Source organism: Streptomyces sp. NPDC051211, assembly GCF_040689505.1.
Lineage (GTDB): Bacteria > Actinomycetota > Actinomycetes > Streptomycetales > Streptomycetaceae > Streptomyces.
Window position 1 is genome coordinate 60,688 of record NZ_JBFBAV010000025.1, and the last position, 13,769, is coordinate 74,456.

Here is a 13,769-nt window from a genome sequence, read left to right on the forward strand (position 1 = left end):
CGTGACGGGTGGACGGGACTTCGTTTCCGACGGAGCGGTTCGAGGAGCACCGGGCACATCTGCGGGCCGTGGCCTACCGGATGCTCGGCTCGCTCAGCGAGGCCGAGGATGCGGTTCAGGAGGGGTGGCTGCGGTTCGAGCGCACCGACACCAGCGAGGTCGAGAACCTCGGCGGATGGCTGACCACGGTGGTGGCGCGGGTGTGTCTGAACATGCTGCGCTCGCGCGAGCAGCGGCGCGAGGACCCGCTGGAGACGGGCATGCCCGACCCGGTCATCAGCCACGGGCACGTGGTCGACCCGGAGCAGGAGGTGCTGCTCGCCGACTCGGTCGGGCTGGCGCTGATGGTCGTCCTCGAATCGCTCGCGCCGGCCGAGCGGCTGGCGTTCGTCCTGCACGACATGTTCGCCGTGCCCTTCGAGGACATCGCCCCGCTGGTCGACCGGACCCCGGCCGCGGCCCGGCAGCTCGCGAGCCGGGCCCGCCGGCGGGTGCAGGGGCAGGCCCCGGCTCCGGACCCGGACCTGGCCCGCCAGCGGGCGGCCGTCGACGCCTTCTTCGCCGCCGCGCGCGACGGGGACTTCGATGCGCTGGTCGCCGTACTCGACCCCGACGTCGTCCTGCGCTCGGACGGCGGCATCGCCCGCTCCCGCCTGACGGTCGCCCACCGCGGCGCCCGTACGGTGGCCGGCCAGGCGGTCACCTTCGGCTCGCTCTCGCCGTTCGCCCGCCCGGCCCTGATCAACGGCGCGGCCGGAGTCACGGTGGTCGCGCACGGCAAGCCGCTGTCGGTCATGGCGTTCACCGTGCGGGACGGCAGGATCGTCACGATCGAGGTCCTGGCCGACCCGGTGCGGCTGCTCAGCCTCGATCTGGTCGGAGCTGACTGAGCGCGCGGGCGGAACGGTCAGGCGGCGCGGCAGAGCGCTGCGGGGCCGGTCGGGGCCGCGGCGCGGGCCACGGTCGCGGGCACCGGACGGGCGGTACGGACGGTGGCCGCGGCCTGCGAGCGGGTCCGGGCGAAGACGACGAGGCGCAGCACCGCGAACCGAGCGACACCGGCGAGTGCGGACGCCGACAGGTAGACGACCTGCTCGAGCACCGCACCGGGTGCCGCCACCAGCTGCTGCAGGGCGAACATCGCCACGCAGGTCACCGCGTACGCGGCCGCCGCCGACCCGGCCGACTGCGCATGCTGGCGCCAGGTCGCGCGCCCGCCCGCGCCGAAGGTGAAGCGGGCGTGCAGCTCGGTGGCGAGGAGCGTGGAGACCACGGTGATCAGGGCGTTGGCCAGGACCCAGGGGATCCAGGAGGCCAGGGCCGCCACGGCGAAGCTGGAGGCGAGCCCCACCCCGCCGCCGCAGAGGACGAAGCGGGCGAAGGCGGTGAAGGCGCCCGGTGCCGCCTGCTGCTTGCTCTGCGCTGTCTCCATGATCCGACCCCCGTTTGATGGCTCACCCCGTGAAACGCGCTCCCCCCGGCCTGTGAGGCAGAGGGGAGCGCCGCCCGTGGTGCCATCATGGCGCACTCGTGGCGCCATGGCGAGCCATTATTGGCGCCATGTGTGGCGCCGGAGGCCCCGCGGCCTGCCCTTGGTCCATGAATTCGCAGGTCGGAAGCCCTCTCCCCGTGGCGCCGATGCGCCCAAATTGTTTGTCAACTCCACGGGGCGGGGCGGGCGGTGGGAGATACTGCAAGCGGCTTGCTTGCAAAAGTTAGCAAGGTGCGGGAGGATCGGGGCATGGCATCCCTGAACGTCGGGAATCTCGGCGAGTACCTGCGTGAGCAGCGCCGGCAGGCGCAGCTCTCGTTGCGGCAGCTGGCCGAGGCCGCGGGGGTGTCGAATCCGTATCTCAGTCAGATCGAGCGCGGGCTGCGGAAGCCGAGTGCGGACATCCTTCAGCAGCTGGCCAAGGCCCTGCGGATCTCCGCGGAGACGCTGTACGTGCAGGCCGGGATTCTCGACGAGCGGGATCGGGACGAGGTGGAGACGCGGGCCGTCATTCTCGGCGACCCCTCCATCAACGAGCGGCAGAAGCAGGTGCTGCTCCAGATCTACGAGTCGTTCCGCAAGGAGAACGCGCTCAGCGAGGGCGAGCCCCCCGCTGACGAGGCGCAGTCCACGAAGTGACACCAAGTGAAACGCGATCCGGGAGGACCGGAAGATGGCCATCGCCGATGACCTGAAGAAGACACTGACCGACCCGACTCCGCTCTACTTCGCCGCCGGTACGGCCGACCTGGCCGTGCAGCAGGCCAAGAAGGTGCCGGGGCTGATCGATCAGCTGCGGGCCGAGGCGCCGGCGCGGATCGAGGCCGTGAAGAACACCGACCCGAAGGCCGTGCAGGAGCGGGCCAAGGAGGACCTGGAGGCGGTCGCCGCCAAGGTCGCCGAGGTGCTCGGGTCCATCGACCCGAAGAAGATCGACCCGAAGAAGCTCGGGGAGACCGCCCAGGACCTGGCGCTGCGCGGGGTCGGTGTCGCCGCCGAGTACGCGGTGCGGGCCAAGGAGACGTACGACAAGGTCGCCGAGCACGGCGAGCAGGCCGTGCGGAACTGGCGCGGCGAGGTCGCCGAGGAGATCGTCGAGGTCGCCGTGGTGATCGAGCCGGAGGCGGAGCCCGAGGCCGAGCCCACGGCCGCGGAGGCCAAGCCGGCCGCCAGGAAGACCACGGCGCGGAAGAGCGCCGCGAAGAAGGCCGCTCCCGCCGAGGCCGGCGAGGCGTCGAACTGAGCGCTCGGGCCGAGTGCTTGGTGCTTGGTGCTTGGTGCTTGCTGCTCGGTGCCGAGCTCTGAGCGCCGAGCGGTGAGCGGGCGCGGGGAGTAGCAGCGGGACGGGCCGGGCACCTTCAGAGTGCCCGGCCCGTTCTGTCTGTAGCGTGGAAGGGACAGAAGCCAAGGACGTCGTGAGGCGGTAGAGGGGCATGTTGATTCAGGGGTTCGATTCCTTCGTGGGGCTGCTCGGGCTCGCCATGCTCGTGCTCGCCGTGGTCGCGTTCGTCATCGCGCTGCTGGCGCGGGAGGACGCGTACCGGGCCGCCGACAAGCAGACCAAGACGTTCTGGCTGGTGATCCTCGGGATCGCAGTGCTGGTCAACCTGTTCCTGGGGATGCTGTTCCTGCAGATCGCCGGGCTCATCGCCACGATCGTGTTCATGGTCGACGTGAAGCCCGCGCTGAAGCGCGTGTCCGGCGGCGGGCGGCGCGGCAGCAGCAGCGACGGGCCGTACGGGCCCTACAACGGCAACCGGTAGGCGGTCAGCCCGCCGCGCGGTCGAGGAGGACCACGGCGACGTCGTCGGTCAGCTCGCCGCCGTTCAGGCGGCGGGCTTCGGTGACGGCCGCCTCCAGCAGCCCCTCGCCGCTCAGGCCCCGCTCCAGGTGCCGGTTGATCATCTCGACCATGCCGTCCTGCCCGAGGCGCTCCCGGCCGGTGCCGATCCGGCCCTCGATCAGGCCGTCCGTGTAGAGCATCAGACTCCAGGTGCCGCCCAGCTCCACCTGGCGGCGGGGCCAGCGGGCGCGCGGCAGCAGGCCCAGTGCCGGGCCGCTGTCCTCGTACGGGAGGAGCCGGGCGGGGAGGCCCGGCCGGGTTATCAGCGGGGCCGGGTGGCCGGCCAGGCAGAGGCCGGCGCGGCGGCCGTCGGGGGAGATGTCCACCGTGCACAGCGTCGCGAAGATCTCCTCGCAGGGGCGCTCCACCTCCAGCACCTCCTGGAGGGTGGAGAGCAGGTCGTCCCCGCACAGCCCGGCCAGCGTCAGGGCCCGCCAGGCGATGCGCAGCTCGACCCCGAGGGCCGCCTCGTCCGGGCCGTGGCCGCAGACGTCGCCGATCATCGCGTGGACCGTGCCGTCGGGGGTGCGTACGGCGTCGTAGAAGTCCCCGCCCAGCAGGGCGCGGCTGCGGCCGGGGCGGTAGCGGGCGGCGAAGCGGAGGTCGGAGCCCTCGAGCAGCGGGGTGGGGAGGAGGCCGCGTTCGAGGCGGGCGTTCTCCTGGGCGCGCAGCCGGGACTCCGCCAGCTTGTACTGGGCGATGTCGGCCCGTTTGCGTTCCACCGCGTACCGGATGGCCCGGCTCAGCAGCCGGCCGTCGAGTTCGTCGCGGAACAGGAAGTCCTGGGCGCCGACCCGGACGGCCTCGGCGGCGCGGTCCGCGTCGGCCTCGGCGGTGAGGACGAGGACGGCGTGCCGCGGGGCGATCCGGAGCACCTGGCGGAGGATGGCCAGCTCGTCCGTGTCGGACCCGGCCGGGGCGGCGGTGCGGGCGGCGGCGGCCGCACCGCCCGGGACGCCTGCGCCGTTTCCGGTGCCGGCCCGGCCGTGGGTGCCGGGCAGGCTCAGGTCGAGCAGGATGCAGTGCACGTCCTGGGTGAGCAGCCGGGCCGCCTCGGTGAGGTTGCGGGCGGTGCGGATGCGGATGCGCTGGCCGTCGGCATCGAGGATCTCGGGGACCGTGAGGCCGCCGGCCGGGTCGTCCTCGATCACGAGGAGTGTCAGCGGCTGCGGAGGTGCGCCGGGCTGACCGCTCTCCGCGGCCGGGGTGTCCCTCTGCCGCGGTACGGGTACGGTCATCGTCTCGGTTCCTTCCCTCCCCCCGAGGCTGCGCGCGCTGCGTGCCGACCCTAGCGGCCGGGCCGGGCCGACGGAATGGCACTGCGTGCGCGGGCCTCCGGCATATGCGCTCATCGCGGGCGAAGTCCCAGGTCGCGGGATGACGTATGTCACGCCGGCCCGTCTCCTCGTCTCGCTGTCCGGGACGCACGGAGGGTGTCCTGCCAGTCACGCCGGGCTCACCCCGCGTGACCGGCCCGGCACCCGCTACGCGTCCGGGCGGACCACCGCCTTGATCGGCATGGAGCCGGCTCCCGCCATCGTCACGTTCCGCCCCGGGCGGGGGGCGTGCACCATCGCGCCGTCCCCCACGTACATCCCCACATGGCTCGCGTCGTCGAAGTAGATGATCAGATCGCCGGGCCGCATGTCCTTGAGGGCGACCTTCGGCAGCAGCCGCAGCTGCTCCTGGGAGGTGCGCGGGATGTTCTTGCCGGCCGCCAGCCAGGCCTTGGAGGTCAGGCCCGAGCAGTCGAAGGAGTCCGGGCCCTCGGCACCCCACACGTACGGCTTGCCGATCTGCGCGGAGGCGAAACGGACCGCCTGCTTGCCGGCGTTCGTGGCCGCGCCCTTGACGTCCTTCAGCGCGCCCGTGTTCAGCCAGGCCTTCTGCGCCTGGTACTGGGCTTCCTGCTCCAGCTGCAGCAGCCGGGCCTTCTCCTCGGCCTCCAGCTTGCTCTCCAGCTCCTCGGCGGCCTTGATCTTGGCCTCGATCTGCTTCTTCGCCGCCTCCTGCTTGACCCGGTTGGCCTCCAGGGTCTGCCAGTGCGCCGTCGCATCCTTGGCGTACTGCTGCAAGTCGCTCTGGGTGCGGTTCAGTTCGGAGAGCACGCCCGCGGTCGCCTTCTCGCCCTGGCGCAGCCGGTCCGCCCCGTCCAGGAACTGGCCCGGGTCGTTGCTCATGGCCAGTTGGGCGCCCGGCGGCAGGCCGCCCGACCGGTACTGGGCGCGGGCGGCGGCGCCCGCACGGTTCTTGAGGACGGTGATGCGCTCCTGGCCCGCGGCGATCTGCTTGGCGAGCGAGACGATCTGGTCGGACTGCCGCTTGGTCTCCGTCTCGGCCTGGTTGTACGCGTCGGTGGCCGTGCCGGCCTGGCGGTACAGGCCCTCGATCTCCTTGCGCACCTGTTCCAGGGACTTGGCGCCGGGCTCGGGCAGCGGGGCTGCGAAGGAGGTGCCGGTCAGCCCGGGACCGGAGAGTATGGCCATCGCGCACAGCAGCGTGAGCGCGATTCCGCCGCGTCGCCGTCGGTTCATGGTCCCCCCAGACACACCGGCAGATCTGCCCCTCGGTCAGATCTGACTATTCATCAGTAACTTCTCACTGCCTTCGGGATGGTGCCACGACTCGGCGGATTCCGACACCCTTGTGGACACCCTGCCGATCATGACCCCTGACCCCGCCCATCCCCCGACGGCACAACGGACCCCGGCCGTAACCGGTTCCCCACGGGCCCGAATTCACCCACCGGACGCAGCGCATCCCGGTGCGGCGTCACCCCGCCGGACGCAGCGCATCCCGGTGCAGGGTCACCCCGCCGGACGCAACGCGTCCCAGCGCACCGTCAGTTCGCCCTGCCGCCACCGCCGCGGCCCGTCCGCCAGCGGCCAGTCCACGGAGAGGGCCCGCGCCGTGCGGATCCACCGCTGCCGGGCACCGTACGAGGCGTACGGCGCGGCCGCCGCCCACGCCCGGTCGAAGTCCCGCAGGAACGCGTGCACCGGCTCGCCCGGCACATTGCGGTGGATCAGCGCCTTCGGCAGCCGCTCCGCCAGGTCCGAGGGGCGCTCCAGGGAGCCCAGCCGGGTCGCGAACGTCACCGTGCGCGCCCCCTCGGGCCCCAATGCCACCCACACATGGCGCCGCCCGATCTCGTCACAGGTCCCCTCCACCAGCAGCCCGCCCGGCGCCAGCCGCCCGCACAGCCGCGCCCACACCTCGGCGACCTGCTCCTCGTCGTACTGCCGCAACACGTTCGCGGCCCGGATCAGCGCCGGCCGCTCCCCACCCTCCAGCGGCACCTCGAAACCGCCGTGCCGGAAGCTCAGGCCCTCCCGCTCGTACGGCTTCGCGCCCGCCACCCGGGCCGGCTCGATCTCGATGCCCACCACCCGGACCCGCGGCGCGGCCGTCCGCAGCCGCGCCAGCAGCTCCACCGCCGTCCACGGCGCGGCCCCGTACCCCAGGTCCACCGCGACCGGAGCGTCCGCCCGGTGCAGCGCGGGCCCGTGCACGGCCGCGATCCAGCGGTCCATCCGGCGCAGCCGGTTCGGATTGGTCGTCCCGCGGGTCACCGTACCGACCGGCCGACCGGGGCCGGGGCGGCTCGGCGAAGAGGGGCGGGGGGTCATGTGCCGAGCGTAAGCGGAACGCCCTTCCGGCAAGAAAACCCCCGGCTCGCCGAAAAACCGAGAGAAGCCGGCAGAGGAGACCCGCAGAGAAGACCACAGACGGGCCCACAGACAAGGCCACCCCGAGCCCGCAGCCAAGCCCGCAGAGAAACCGGGCGAGAAAACCGGAGCAATACCCTCCCGCACGGAATGCCGGGCACGCCCCGACTGGTTGCACCCCTTGAAGGGCGTGCTCCGCGCCCTCGCCCCGCCATGCCGTGCCCCGCCATGGCACCGACTGTGAGCGCCACCGACCGAGAGGACTGCTCCCTTGAGCCAGTACGTATCCCGGCTCGGAGGCAGGCGTGCCGCCGGCCGCATCACCCGCCACGATCCGCCGCGGCTGCGCCTCCCCGAGTTCGGCCAGCACCGCAAGCCGCGCCGGGTGGCCATGCTCAGCGTCCACACCTCCCCGCTGCACCAGCCGGGCACCGGCGACGCCGGCGGCATGAACGTGTACATCGTGGAGCTGGCCAAGCGGCTCGCCGCCATCAACATCGAGGTCGAGATCTTCACCCGGGCCACCGAGGGCGGCCTGCCGCCCACCGTGGAACTCTCCCCGGGCGTACTCGTCCGGCACGTCGACGCCGGCCCGTACGAAGGCCTGGCCAAGGAGGAGCTGCCCGCCCAGCTCTGCGCCTTCACCCACGGCGTGATGCAGGCCTGGGCCGGGCACCGCCCCGGCTACTACGACCTCGTCCACTCCCACTACTGGCTCTCCGGGCACGTGGGCTGGCTCGCCGCCGAGCGGTGGGGCGTACCGCTGGTGCACGCCATGCACACCATGGCCAAGGTCAAGAACGCGGCGCTGGCGGAGGGCGACACCCCGGAGCCCGCCGCCCGGGTGATCGGCGAGACCCAGATCGTGGCCGCCGCCGACCGCCTCATCGCCAACACGGCGGAGGAGGCCGACGAGCTGGTACGCCACTACGACGCCGACCCCGGCAAGGTGGCCGTCGTCCACCCCGGGGTGAACCTGGACCGCTTCACCGTCGGCGACGGCCGGGCCGCCGCCCGCGCCCGCCTCGGCCTGCCCCAGGACGCGCTGATCCCCCTCTTCGCCGGCCGGATCCAGCCCCTGAAGGCCCCCGACGTCCTGCTCCGCGCCGTCGCCGTCCTGGTCGACCGGGACCCCTCGCTGCGCCGTCGGCTCTTCGTGCCCGTGGTCGGCGGCCCCAGCGGCAGCGGGCTGGCGAAGCCGGAGGGCCTGCAGAAGCTCGCCGCCAAGCTGGGCATCGCCGACGTGGTGCACTTCCACCCGCCGGTCGGCCAGGACCGGCTGGCGGACTGGTTCCGGGCCGCATCGGTGCTGGTCATGCCCTCGTACAACGAGTCCTTCGGGCTGGTGGCGCTCGAGGCGCAGGCGACGGGCACGCCGGTGCTGGCCGCGGAGGTCGGCGGGCTGCCGGTCGCCGTCAACGACGGGGCCACGGGTATCCTCGTACCCGGCCACGATCCGGCGGACTGGGCGGACCAGCTGCGGCGCTTCGCCGACGACCCCGGCCTGACCGAGCGGATGGGCCGGGAGGCGGCCCGGCACGCGCAGTTCTTCGGCTGGGACACGGCGGCCAGCGGCACGGCGGACGTGTACACCGCAGCCATGCACGATCACCGCCGTCGCGTACGCTCCCACCATGGCTGATCACGCGGCGATCATCGAGCACACCCTGACCGGGGCCGAGCTGGAGTGGGAATCCCCCGAGCCCGGCTCGTACGTGGTCAAACTGCCCGGCACCCGCAAGCTGTCGACCACCTGCTCCCTGCGGGTCGGCCGCCACTCGCTGTCCGTCAACGCCTTCGTCATCCGTCACCCGGACGAGAACGAGGCCGGGGTGCATCGCTGGCTGCTGGAGCGGAACCTCAAGCTGTACGGCGGTCTGTCCTACGCGGTGGACGCGCTCGGCGACATCTACCTGGCGGGCCGGCTCCCGCTGACGGTGATCACGCCGGAGGAGCTGGACCGGATCCTGGGGACGGTGCTGGAGGCGGCGGACGGCTCCTTCAACACGCTGCTGGAGCTCGGGTTCGCGGGCGCGATCCGGCGGGAGTACGACTGGCGCGTCTCGCGCGGCGAACCCACGTACAACCTGGACGCCTTCCGCCACCTCACCCAGCCGGAATCCTGACACCCGCCGGGCCACCCGTCCCGACCTGCGACCCGACGCCGTTCCGGCGCCTCAGCCCCGCCGGGCAACGCTTCCGGCCGGCTTGCCGCGCAGCAGCACTTCCAGCCCCGCCGGCGTTTGAGGCGCGGGGGTCCGGGGGCTGGCCCCCGGCAACGGCGCCGCACCAGACAGGCGGGGCCGCTGCGCGGAGCCTTTCCCCTACCCGCCCCTTCCCGAACTGGGGCGCCGCCCCAGACCCCGCGCCTCAAACGCCGGCGAGGCTGGATGTGCCCGGCGGGGGTTACGCCGTCGCCGGGGCGGTCGTCTCGGCCGGGGCCCGGATAGTGGTCTTGGGCGGGGGCGGGGGATCCGTGGGGAGGGTGCGCAGCAGGAGCCAGTAGCCCAGGGCGGCCGCCGTGCCCAGAAGGCCGGTGGCGCCCCACAGCCACCCCGCCCCGTACGCATCGACCACATACCCCGCCATCAGCGGCGCCACCAACGCCGCCACCGACCACGACATCGTGTACATCCCCTGGTAGCGCCCCCGCCCGTGCACCGGCGAGAGCCGGACGACCAGGCTCATCTGGGTCGGCGAGTTCACGATCTCCGCCAGCGTCCACACGCACACCGTCAGCGCGTACGCCGCGATCGACCCGGCGAAGGCCGTCATCGCGAAGCCGTAGCCGGCCAGCAGCGCCGAGATCACCAGCAGCCTCTGCGGATCGCGGTGCTCGATGAAGCGGGTCACCGGGATCTGCAGGAGCACGATCAGCACCCCGTTCACCATGATGACCAGCCCGTAGTCCCCCGGCGAGAACCCGGCCGCGCCCATCGCGACCGGCAGCCCCACCGACCCCTGCGTGAAGATCATCGAGATCAGGAAGGACAGCCCGACCACGCTCATGAAGCGCCCGTCCCGCAGCACGGTCCCCAGCCGCACCTCCGGTTCCACCGCGGCCCCCGCCGAGGACTCCCGCTCCGGCCGCGACTCCGGCAGCTTGATGAAGACCAGGACCGCGCAGACCAGCGTCAGCGCCGCCTCGCCGAGGAATCCGGCCAGGTAGCTGTACTCCGCCACGAACCCGGCCGCCACCGCGCTGACCGCGAAGCCCAGGTTGATGGCCCAGTAGTTCAGCGCGAAGGCCCGGACCCGGTCCTCCGGGCGGACGATGTCCGCCATCATCGCCTGGACCGCCGGGCGGGACGCGTTCGAGGTCATGCCGACCAGCAGCGCCACCGCCGCGATCGCCGCCGGATGCTCCATGAAGCCGAGCAGCGCCACCGAGAAGGCGGTCGAGGCCTGCGCCGCCAGCAGCGTGGGCCGGCGCCCCAGCCGGTCCGTCATCACCCCGGCCACCAGCGAGGAGATGACCCCGCCCAGCCCGTGCAGCGCCGCCACGAGACCCGCGAAGGAGGCCGAATAGCCCCGGTCCAGGGTCAGGTACAAGACCATGAAGGTGGCGACGAAGGCCCCGAGCCGGTTCACCAGGGTGCTCGCCCAGAGCCACCAGAACGCCCGCGGCAGGCCCGACACGCTCTCGCGCGCGGCCTGTCTCATCGTGGCAACGGACATACGGATTCCCCCCGGCGATGTAAGTGGTGCGGCGCTGATCCGGACGTTACGTCCAGGGGTTCTCCGGCGCCACTCGATTGACGGGGTGTGTCAATCGGAGGGGGCCCGGGGGACGCACGCGACCCCCTCCGGCGTCCATTAGGCTCGTACGCATGGCCGACGCACCGTACAAGCTGATCCTCCTCCGCCACGGCGAGAGCGAGTGGAACGCGAAGAACCTGTTCACCGGCTGGGTGGACGTCAATCTCAACGAGAAGGGCGAGAAGGAGGCGGTCCGCGGCGGTGAGCTGCTCAAGGACGCCGGCCTGCTGCCCGACGTGGTCCACACGTCCCTCCAGAAGCGCGCCATCCGCACCGCGCAGCTCGCCCTGGAGTCCGCCGACCGGCACTGGATCCCGGTCCACCGCTCCTGGCGTCTGAACGAGCGCCACTACGGCGCCCTCCAGGGCAAGGACAAGGCCCAGACCCTCGCCGAGTTCGGCGAGGAGCAGTTCATGCTGTGGCGCCGCTCGTACGACACCCCGCCGCCGGCGCTCGAGGACGGCACCGAGTTCTCGCAGTCCGAGGACCCGCGTTACGCCACCATCCCGCCGGAGCTCCGCCCGAAGACGGAGTGCCTGAAGGACGTCGTCGTCCGCATGCTGCCGTACTGGTACGACGGCATCGTCCCGGACCTGCTGGCCGGCCGCACCGTCCTGGTCGCCGCCCACGGCAACTCGCTGCGCGCCCTGGTCAAGCACCTGGACGGCATCTCCGACGCCGACATCGCGGGCCTCAACATCCCGACCGGCATCCCGCTCGCCTACGAGCTCGACGCCGAGTTCAAGCCCCTGATCCCGGGCGGCACCTACCTCGACCCGGAGGCCGCGGCCGCCGCCATCGAGGCCGTCAAGAACCAGGGCAAGAAGTAGGGCAGGAAGTAGGGCAAGAAGTAGCCCCACGCGCGAAACAGCCCCCTACCGCGTTCTCCCGCGGCAGGGGGCTTTTCGCTGCGCGGACCGGCCTGTGGATATTCCGTGGGCAGGGGGCTTCGGCGTTGTTACCGTGCGCGGATGACCTTGCGCATAGAGAAGATCAGCCCTGCCAACGTGGAAGCCGGGATCGAGCTTCGGATACGGCCCGAGCAGGAGAAGAACGTCGAGCCCGTCGCGCACTCGCTCGCCGAGGCGTACGCGTGGGGCGAGACCGCCTGGCCGCGGCTGGTCTTCGACGGGGAGGAGCTGGTCGGGTTCCTGATGGCCTTCCTCGACATCCAGTGGAATCCGGAGAAGGACCCCGAGGACCGGCGCAGCGGCCTGTGGCGGCTGAACATCGCCGCGGACGCGCAGGGCCGCGGGTACGGGCGGTACGCGGTGGAGGCGGTGGCCGCGGAGATCCGGCGGCGGGGCGGGAATCAGCTGTTCACCACCTGGGAGCCGGGGGAGGACGGGCCCGAGCAGTTCTATCTGAAGCTGGGCTTCCGTCTCACCGGCGAGACCAGCGGCGGTCAGACGGTCGGCGTGCTCGACCTCGATGGGTGAGGAGCTGACCGCGGAGGACCACACCTCCGTACGCGCGGCCGCCGCGGCGGCCGGTGGTGGATTCGGGAGTCTGAACGAGGCGCTGGCCCGCTGGCGGCTGGTGGTCGTCGACATCGAGGCCGGCTTCGACCTGGCCTGGGCCTGGGAGTACGGCAACGAGCTGGCCTGCCGGGACTGGCTGCGGGCCGCCTGGCCGCTGCTCAGCGAGAACGTGCGGCGGATCCGGCAGGCCGAACTCGACCGGTGGGACGAGCGGTTCTTCGCCGCGACCCTGCCGATGGCCGAGCCCGACGCCGGCACGGGCGAGCGGGACGGCGCCTGGTGGCACCGGAGGTTCCCGGCCCGCTGCTTCCGGGGGGAGGGGCAGGAGCTGCCGCCGCACTGGTCGCCGTCCCCGGCCGTCGAGACGTACTAGCCGAGACCTACCGGTTGAGAGGTACCGCTCGAGAGCTCCGGTCGAGACGCACGCGGCCGAGACGGACTGCGTACGCGAAGGGCCCCGGCCGGGTGTGGACAGGGCCCTTCGGGGTGAAGCGCGGCGCTCAGCCGCCGCACTGGCACGGGGCACCGGACTGGCAGCCGCAGCCGCAGCCGGAGCCGCAGCCGCAGGCGGCCAGCAGCGGAAGGCGCAGGACCTCGGGCTGCTGCGGCTGCTCCTGCTCCGGGGTGATGGGGACGGGGGAATCGGGCATGGTTCCTCCTCGCAGGCGTACGTCGTACGGGTCGGGTCGTACTCGGTCGTACTGCCTTTCGCCTCATTCATGCCCAGCGCGGAAGGCGCGTCAACGGCGCATTGGCGCAGAGCCGGGTCAGAGCCGGGTCAGAGCCGCAGCTTCGTCCGCAGCTTCACCCCCGGGCTCAGGCCCCGCGTTCAGGCCCCCGGGCTCAGGCGCCCTCCACCACCGTGGGCGGCTGGAGTTCGTCGGCGTGCTCGCCGGTCACCAGGTAGACCACCCGCTTGGCCACCGACACCGCGTGGTCGGCGAACCGCTCGTAGTAGCGGCCCAGCAGGGTCACGTCCACGGCGGTCTCGATGCCGTGCTTCCAGCGGTCGTCCATCAGGTGCTGGAACAGCGTGCGGTGCAGCTGGTCCATCTCGTCGTCGTCCGTCTCCAGCTGGAGCGCGAGGTCGACGTCCTTGGTGATGATCACCTCGGCGGCCTTGGCCATCAGGCGCTGCGCCAGCTGGCCCATCTCCAGGATGGTCGCGTGCAGGTCCCGGGGGACCGCCGTGTCCGGGAACCGCAGCCGGGCCAGCTTGGCCACGTGCTGGGCCAGGTCGCCGGAGCGCTCCAGGTCGGCGCTCATCCGCAGCGAGGTGACGACGATCCGGAGGTCCGTGGCGACCGGCTGCTGGCGGGCCAGCAGCGCGATGGCCCGCGCCTCCAGGTCGTGCTGGAGGTCGTCGACCTTCTGGTCGGCGGCGATGACGCTCTCGGCGAGCTTCAGGTCGGCGTCGAGCATGGCCGTCGTGGCCCGCCCGATCGCGGAACCGACCAGCCGGGCCATCTCGACCAGGCCTTCCCCGATCGAGTCCAGTTCCTCGTGGTACGCGTCCCGCATGGATG

At 72.3% G+C, this 13,769-nt stretch carries 16 protein-coding genes; 9 read left to right on the plus strand and 7 right to left on the minus strand.

Translation table 11 applies throughout. The annotated features are described in order from the left end of the window. The first annotated feature begins 8 nt into the window (after window positions 1-8). Window positions 9-890 carry a sigma-70 family RNA polymerase sigma factor gene (locus tag AB0447_RS23260; protein ID WP_366478645.1) on the plus strand — a complete coding sequence of 294 codons (882 nt, stop codon included), beginning with the start codon at window positions 9-11 and terminating at the stop codon, window positions 888-890. A gap of 17 nt (window positions 891-907) precedes the next feature. Here AB0447_RS23260 and AB0447_RS23265 read toward each other — a convergent pair whose 3' ends face one another. Then, on the minus strand, window positions 908-1,432 hold the full coding sequence (locus AB0447_RS23265; protein ID WP_366478646.1) for a hypothetical protein: 525 nt from the start codon (window positions 1,430-1,432) through the stop codon (window positions 908-910). A gap of 309 nt (window positions 1,433-1,741) precedes the next feature. Here AB0447_RS23265 and AB0447_RS23270 point away from each other — a divergent pair, with 309 nt between their 5' ends. The 3 genes from AB0447_RS23270 (at window position 1,742) to AB0447_RS23280 (ending at window position 3,255) form a co-directional block, all read left to right on the plus strand. Next, the gene (locus tag AB0447_RS23270) at window positions 1,742-2,131 is read left to right on the plus strand and encodes a helix-turn-helix transcriptional regulator (protein ID WP_366478647.1); all 390 of its coding nucleotides are present in this window, start codon (window positions 1,742-1,744) and stop codon (window positions 2,129-2,131) included. Window positions 2,132-2,165: 34 nt separating this feature from the next. Continuing rightward, window positions 2,166-2,735, plus strand: a complete 570-nt coding sequence (locus AB0447_RS23275) for a hypothetical protein (RefSeq protein ID WP_366478648.1) — start codon at window positions 2,166-2,168, stop codon at window positions 2,733-2,735. 190 nt (window positions 2,736-2,925) lie between these two features. Continuing rightward, window positions 2,926-3,255, plus strand: coding sequence for a DUF2516 family protein (locus AB0447_RS23280; protein WP_366478649.1), 330 nt, complete (start codon window positions 2,926-2,928; stop codon window positions 3,253-3,255). 4 nt (window positions 3,256-3,259) lie between these two features. Here the strand turns inward: AB0447_RS23280 and AB0447_RS23285 are convergent, their stop codons facing one another. The 3 genes from AB0447_RS23285 to AB0447_RS23295 all read right to left on the minus strand — a co-directional run bounded on the left by AB0447_RS23285 (window position 3,260) and on the right by AB0447_RS23295 (window position 6,964). After that, window positions 3,260-4,573, minus strand: coding sequence for a fused response regulator/phosphatase (locus tag AB0447_RS23285; protein ID WP_366478650.1), 1,314 nt, complete (start codon window positions 4,571-4,573; stop codon window positions 3,260-3,262). 246 nt (window positions 4,574-4,819) lie between these two features. Then, entirely contained in the window at window positions 4,820-5,869 is a 1,050-nt protein-coding gene (locus AB0447_RS23290) for an NlpC/P60 family protein (RefSeq protein WP_366478651.1), read from the minus strand. Window positions 5,870-6,142: 273 nt separating this feature from the next. Then, complete coding sequence (locus AB0447_RS23295; protein WP_366478652.1) at window positions 6,143-6,964, minus strand: class I SAM-dependent methyltransferase; 822 nt, start codon at window positions 6,962-6,964, stop codon at window positions 6,143-6,145. Window positions 6,965-7,274: 310 nt separating this feature from the next. Here AB0447_RS23295 and mshA point away from each other — a divergent pair, with 310 nt between their 5' ends. Both mshA and AB0447_RS23305 read left to right on the plus strand, forming a co-directional pair. Beyond that, a complete protein-coding gene (gene mshA, locus AB0447_RS23300; RefSeq protein WP_366478653.1) occupies window positions 7,275-8,645 on the plus strand; it encodes a D-inositol-3-phosphate glycosyltransferase in 1,371 nt (456 codons plus the stop codon). Further along, window positions 8,638-9,129: a YbjN domain-containing protein gene (locus AB0447_RS23305; protein ID WP_366478654.1), complete on the plus strand. Its 492-nt coding sequence runs from the start codon at window positions 8,638-8,640 to the stop codon at window positions 9,127-9,129. Before mshA ends, AB0447_RS23305 begins: the two co-directional genes overlap by 8 nt. Window positions 9,130-9,409: 280 nt before the next feature. Here the strand turns inward: AB0447_RS23305 and AB0447_RS23310 are convergent, their stop codons facing one another. Continuing rightward, complete coding sequence (locus tag AB0447_RS23310; protein ID WP_366478655.1) at window positions 9,410-10,681, minus strand: MFS transporter; 1,272 nt, start codon at window positions 10,679-10,681, stop codon at window positions 9,410-9,412. 152 nt (window positions 10,682-10,833) lie between these two features. On the opposite strand from AB0447_RS23310, the gene AB0447_RS23315 reads away from it, so the two are divergent. The 3 genes from AB0447_RS23315 to AB0447_RS23325 all read left to right on the plus strand — a co-directional run bounded on the left by AB0447_RS23315 (window position 10,834) and on the right by AB0447_RS23325 (window position 12,616). After that, window positions 10,834-11,592 carry a phosphoglyceromutase gene (locus tag AB0447_RS23315; RefSeq protein WP_366478656.1) on the plus strand — a complete coding sequence of 253 codons (759 nt, stop codon included), beginning with the start codon at window positions 10,834-10,836 and terminating at the stop codon, window positions 11,590-11,592. 141 nt (window positions 11,593-11,733) lie between these two features. Beyond that, the gene (locus AB0447_RS23320) at window positions 11,734-12,201 is read left to right on the plus strand and encodes a GNAT family N-acetyltransferase (RefSeq protein ID WP_366478657.1); all 468 of its coding nucleotides are present in this window, start codon (window positions 11,734-11,736) and stop codon (window positions 12,199-12,201) included. Further along, on the plus strand, window positions 12,194-12,616 hold the full coding sequence (locus AB0447_RS23325) for a hypothetical protein (protein WP_366478658.1): 423 nt from the start codon (window positions 12,194-12,196) through the stop codon (window positions 12,614-12,616). Before AB0447_RS23320 ends, AB0447_RS23325 begins: the two co-directional genes overlap by 8 nt. Before the next feature lie 127 nt (window positions 12,617-12,743). Here AB0447_RS23325 and AB0447_RS23330 read toward each other — a convergent pair whose 3' ends face one another. Together AB0447_RS23330 and phoU are read right to left on the minus strand one after the other, a co-directional pair. After that, window positions 12,744-12,893, minus strand: coding sequence for a hypothetical protein (locus AB0447_RS23330; RefSeq protein ID WP_366478659.1), 150 nt, complete (start codon window positions 12,891-12,893; stop codon window positions 12,744-12,746). 193 nt (window positions 12,894-13,086) lie between these two features. Next, window positions 13,087-13,764 carry a phosphate signaling complex protein PhoU gene (phoU, locus tag AB0447_RS23335; protein WP_366478660.1) on the minus strand — a complete coding sequence of 226 codons (678 nt, stop codon included), beginning with the start codon at window positions 13,762-13,764 and terminating at the stop codon, window positions 13,087-13,089. Window positions 13,765-13,769 lie beyond the last annotated feature (5 nt).

Excerpts from the sequence above, each read along its gene's own strand:
- AB0447_RS23265 (WP_366478646.1), bottom strand. The coding sequence starts at position 1,432 with ATGGAGACAGCGCAGAGCAAGCAGCAGGCGGCACCGGGCGCCTTCACC.
- AB0447_RS23270 (WP_366478647.1), top strand. The coding sequence starts at position 1,742 with ATGGCATCCCTGAACGTCGGGAATCTCGGCGAGTACCTGCGTGAGCAG.
- AB0447_RS23275 (WP_366478648.1), top strand. The coding sequence starts at position 2,166 with ATGGCCATCGCCGATGACCTGAAGAAGACACTGACCGACCCGACTCCG.
- AB0447_RS23280 (WP_366478649.1), top strand. The coding sequence starts at position 2,926 with ATGTTGATTCAGGGGTTCGATTCCTTCGTGGGGCTGCTCGGGCTCGCC.
- AB0447_RS23285 (WP_366478650.1), bottom strand. The coding sequence starts at position 4,573 with ATGACCGTACCCGTACCGCGGCAGAGGGACACCCCGGCCGCGGAGAGC.
- AB0447_RS23290 (WP_366478651.1), bottom strand. The coding sequence starts at position 5,869 with ATGAACCGACGGCGACGCGGCGGAATCGCGCTCACGCTGCTGTGCGCG.
- AB0447_RS23295 (WP_366478652.1), bottom strand. The coding sequence starts at position 6,964 with ATGACCCCCCGCCCCTCTTCGCCGAGCCGCCCCGGCCCCGGTCGGCCG.
- AB0447_RS23305 (WP_366478654.1), top strand. The coding sequence starts at position 8,638 with ATGGCTGATCACGCGGCGATCATCGAGCACACCCTGACCGGGGCCGAG.
- AB0447_RS23310 (WP_366478655.1), bottom strand. The coding sequence starts at position 10,681 with ATGTCCGTTGCCACGATGAGACAGGCCGCGCGCGAGAGCGTGTCGGGC.
- AB0447_RS23315 (WP_366478656.1), top strand. The coding sequence starts at position 10,834 with ATGGCCGACGCACCGTACAAGCTGATCCTCCTCCGCCACGGCGAGAGC.
- AB0447_RS23320 (WP_366478657.1), top strand. The coding sequence starts at position 11,734 with ATGACCTTGCGCATAGAGAAGATCAGCCCTGCCAACGTGGAAGCCGGG.
- AB0447_RS23325 (WP_366478658.1), top strand. The coding sequence starts at position 12,194 with ATGGGTGAGGAGCTGACCGCGGAGGACCACACCTCCGTACGCGCGGCC.
- AB0447_RS23330 (WP_366478659.1), bottom strand. The coding sequence starts at position 12,893 with ATGCCCGATTCCCCCGTCCCCATCACCCCGGAGCAGGAGCAGCCGCAG.
- phoU (WP_366478660.1), bottom strand. The coding sequence starts at position 13,764 with ATGCGGGACGCGTACCACGAGGAACTGGACTCGATCGGGGAAGGCCTG.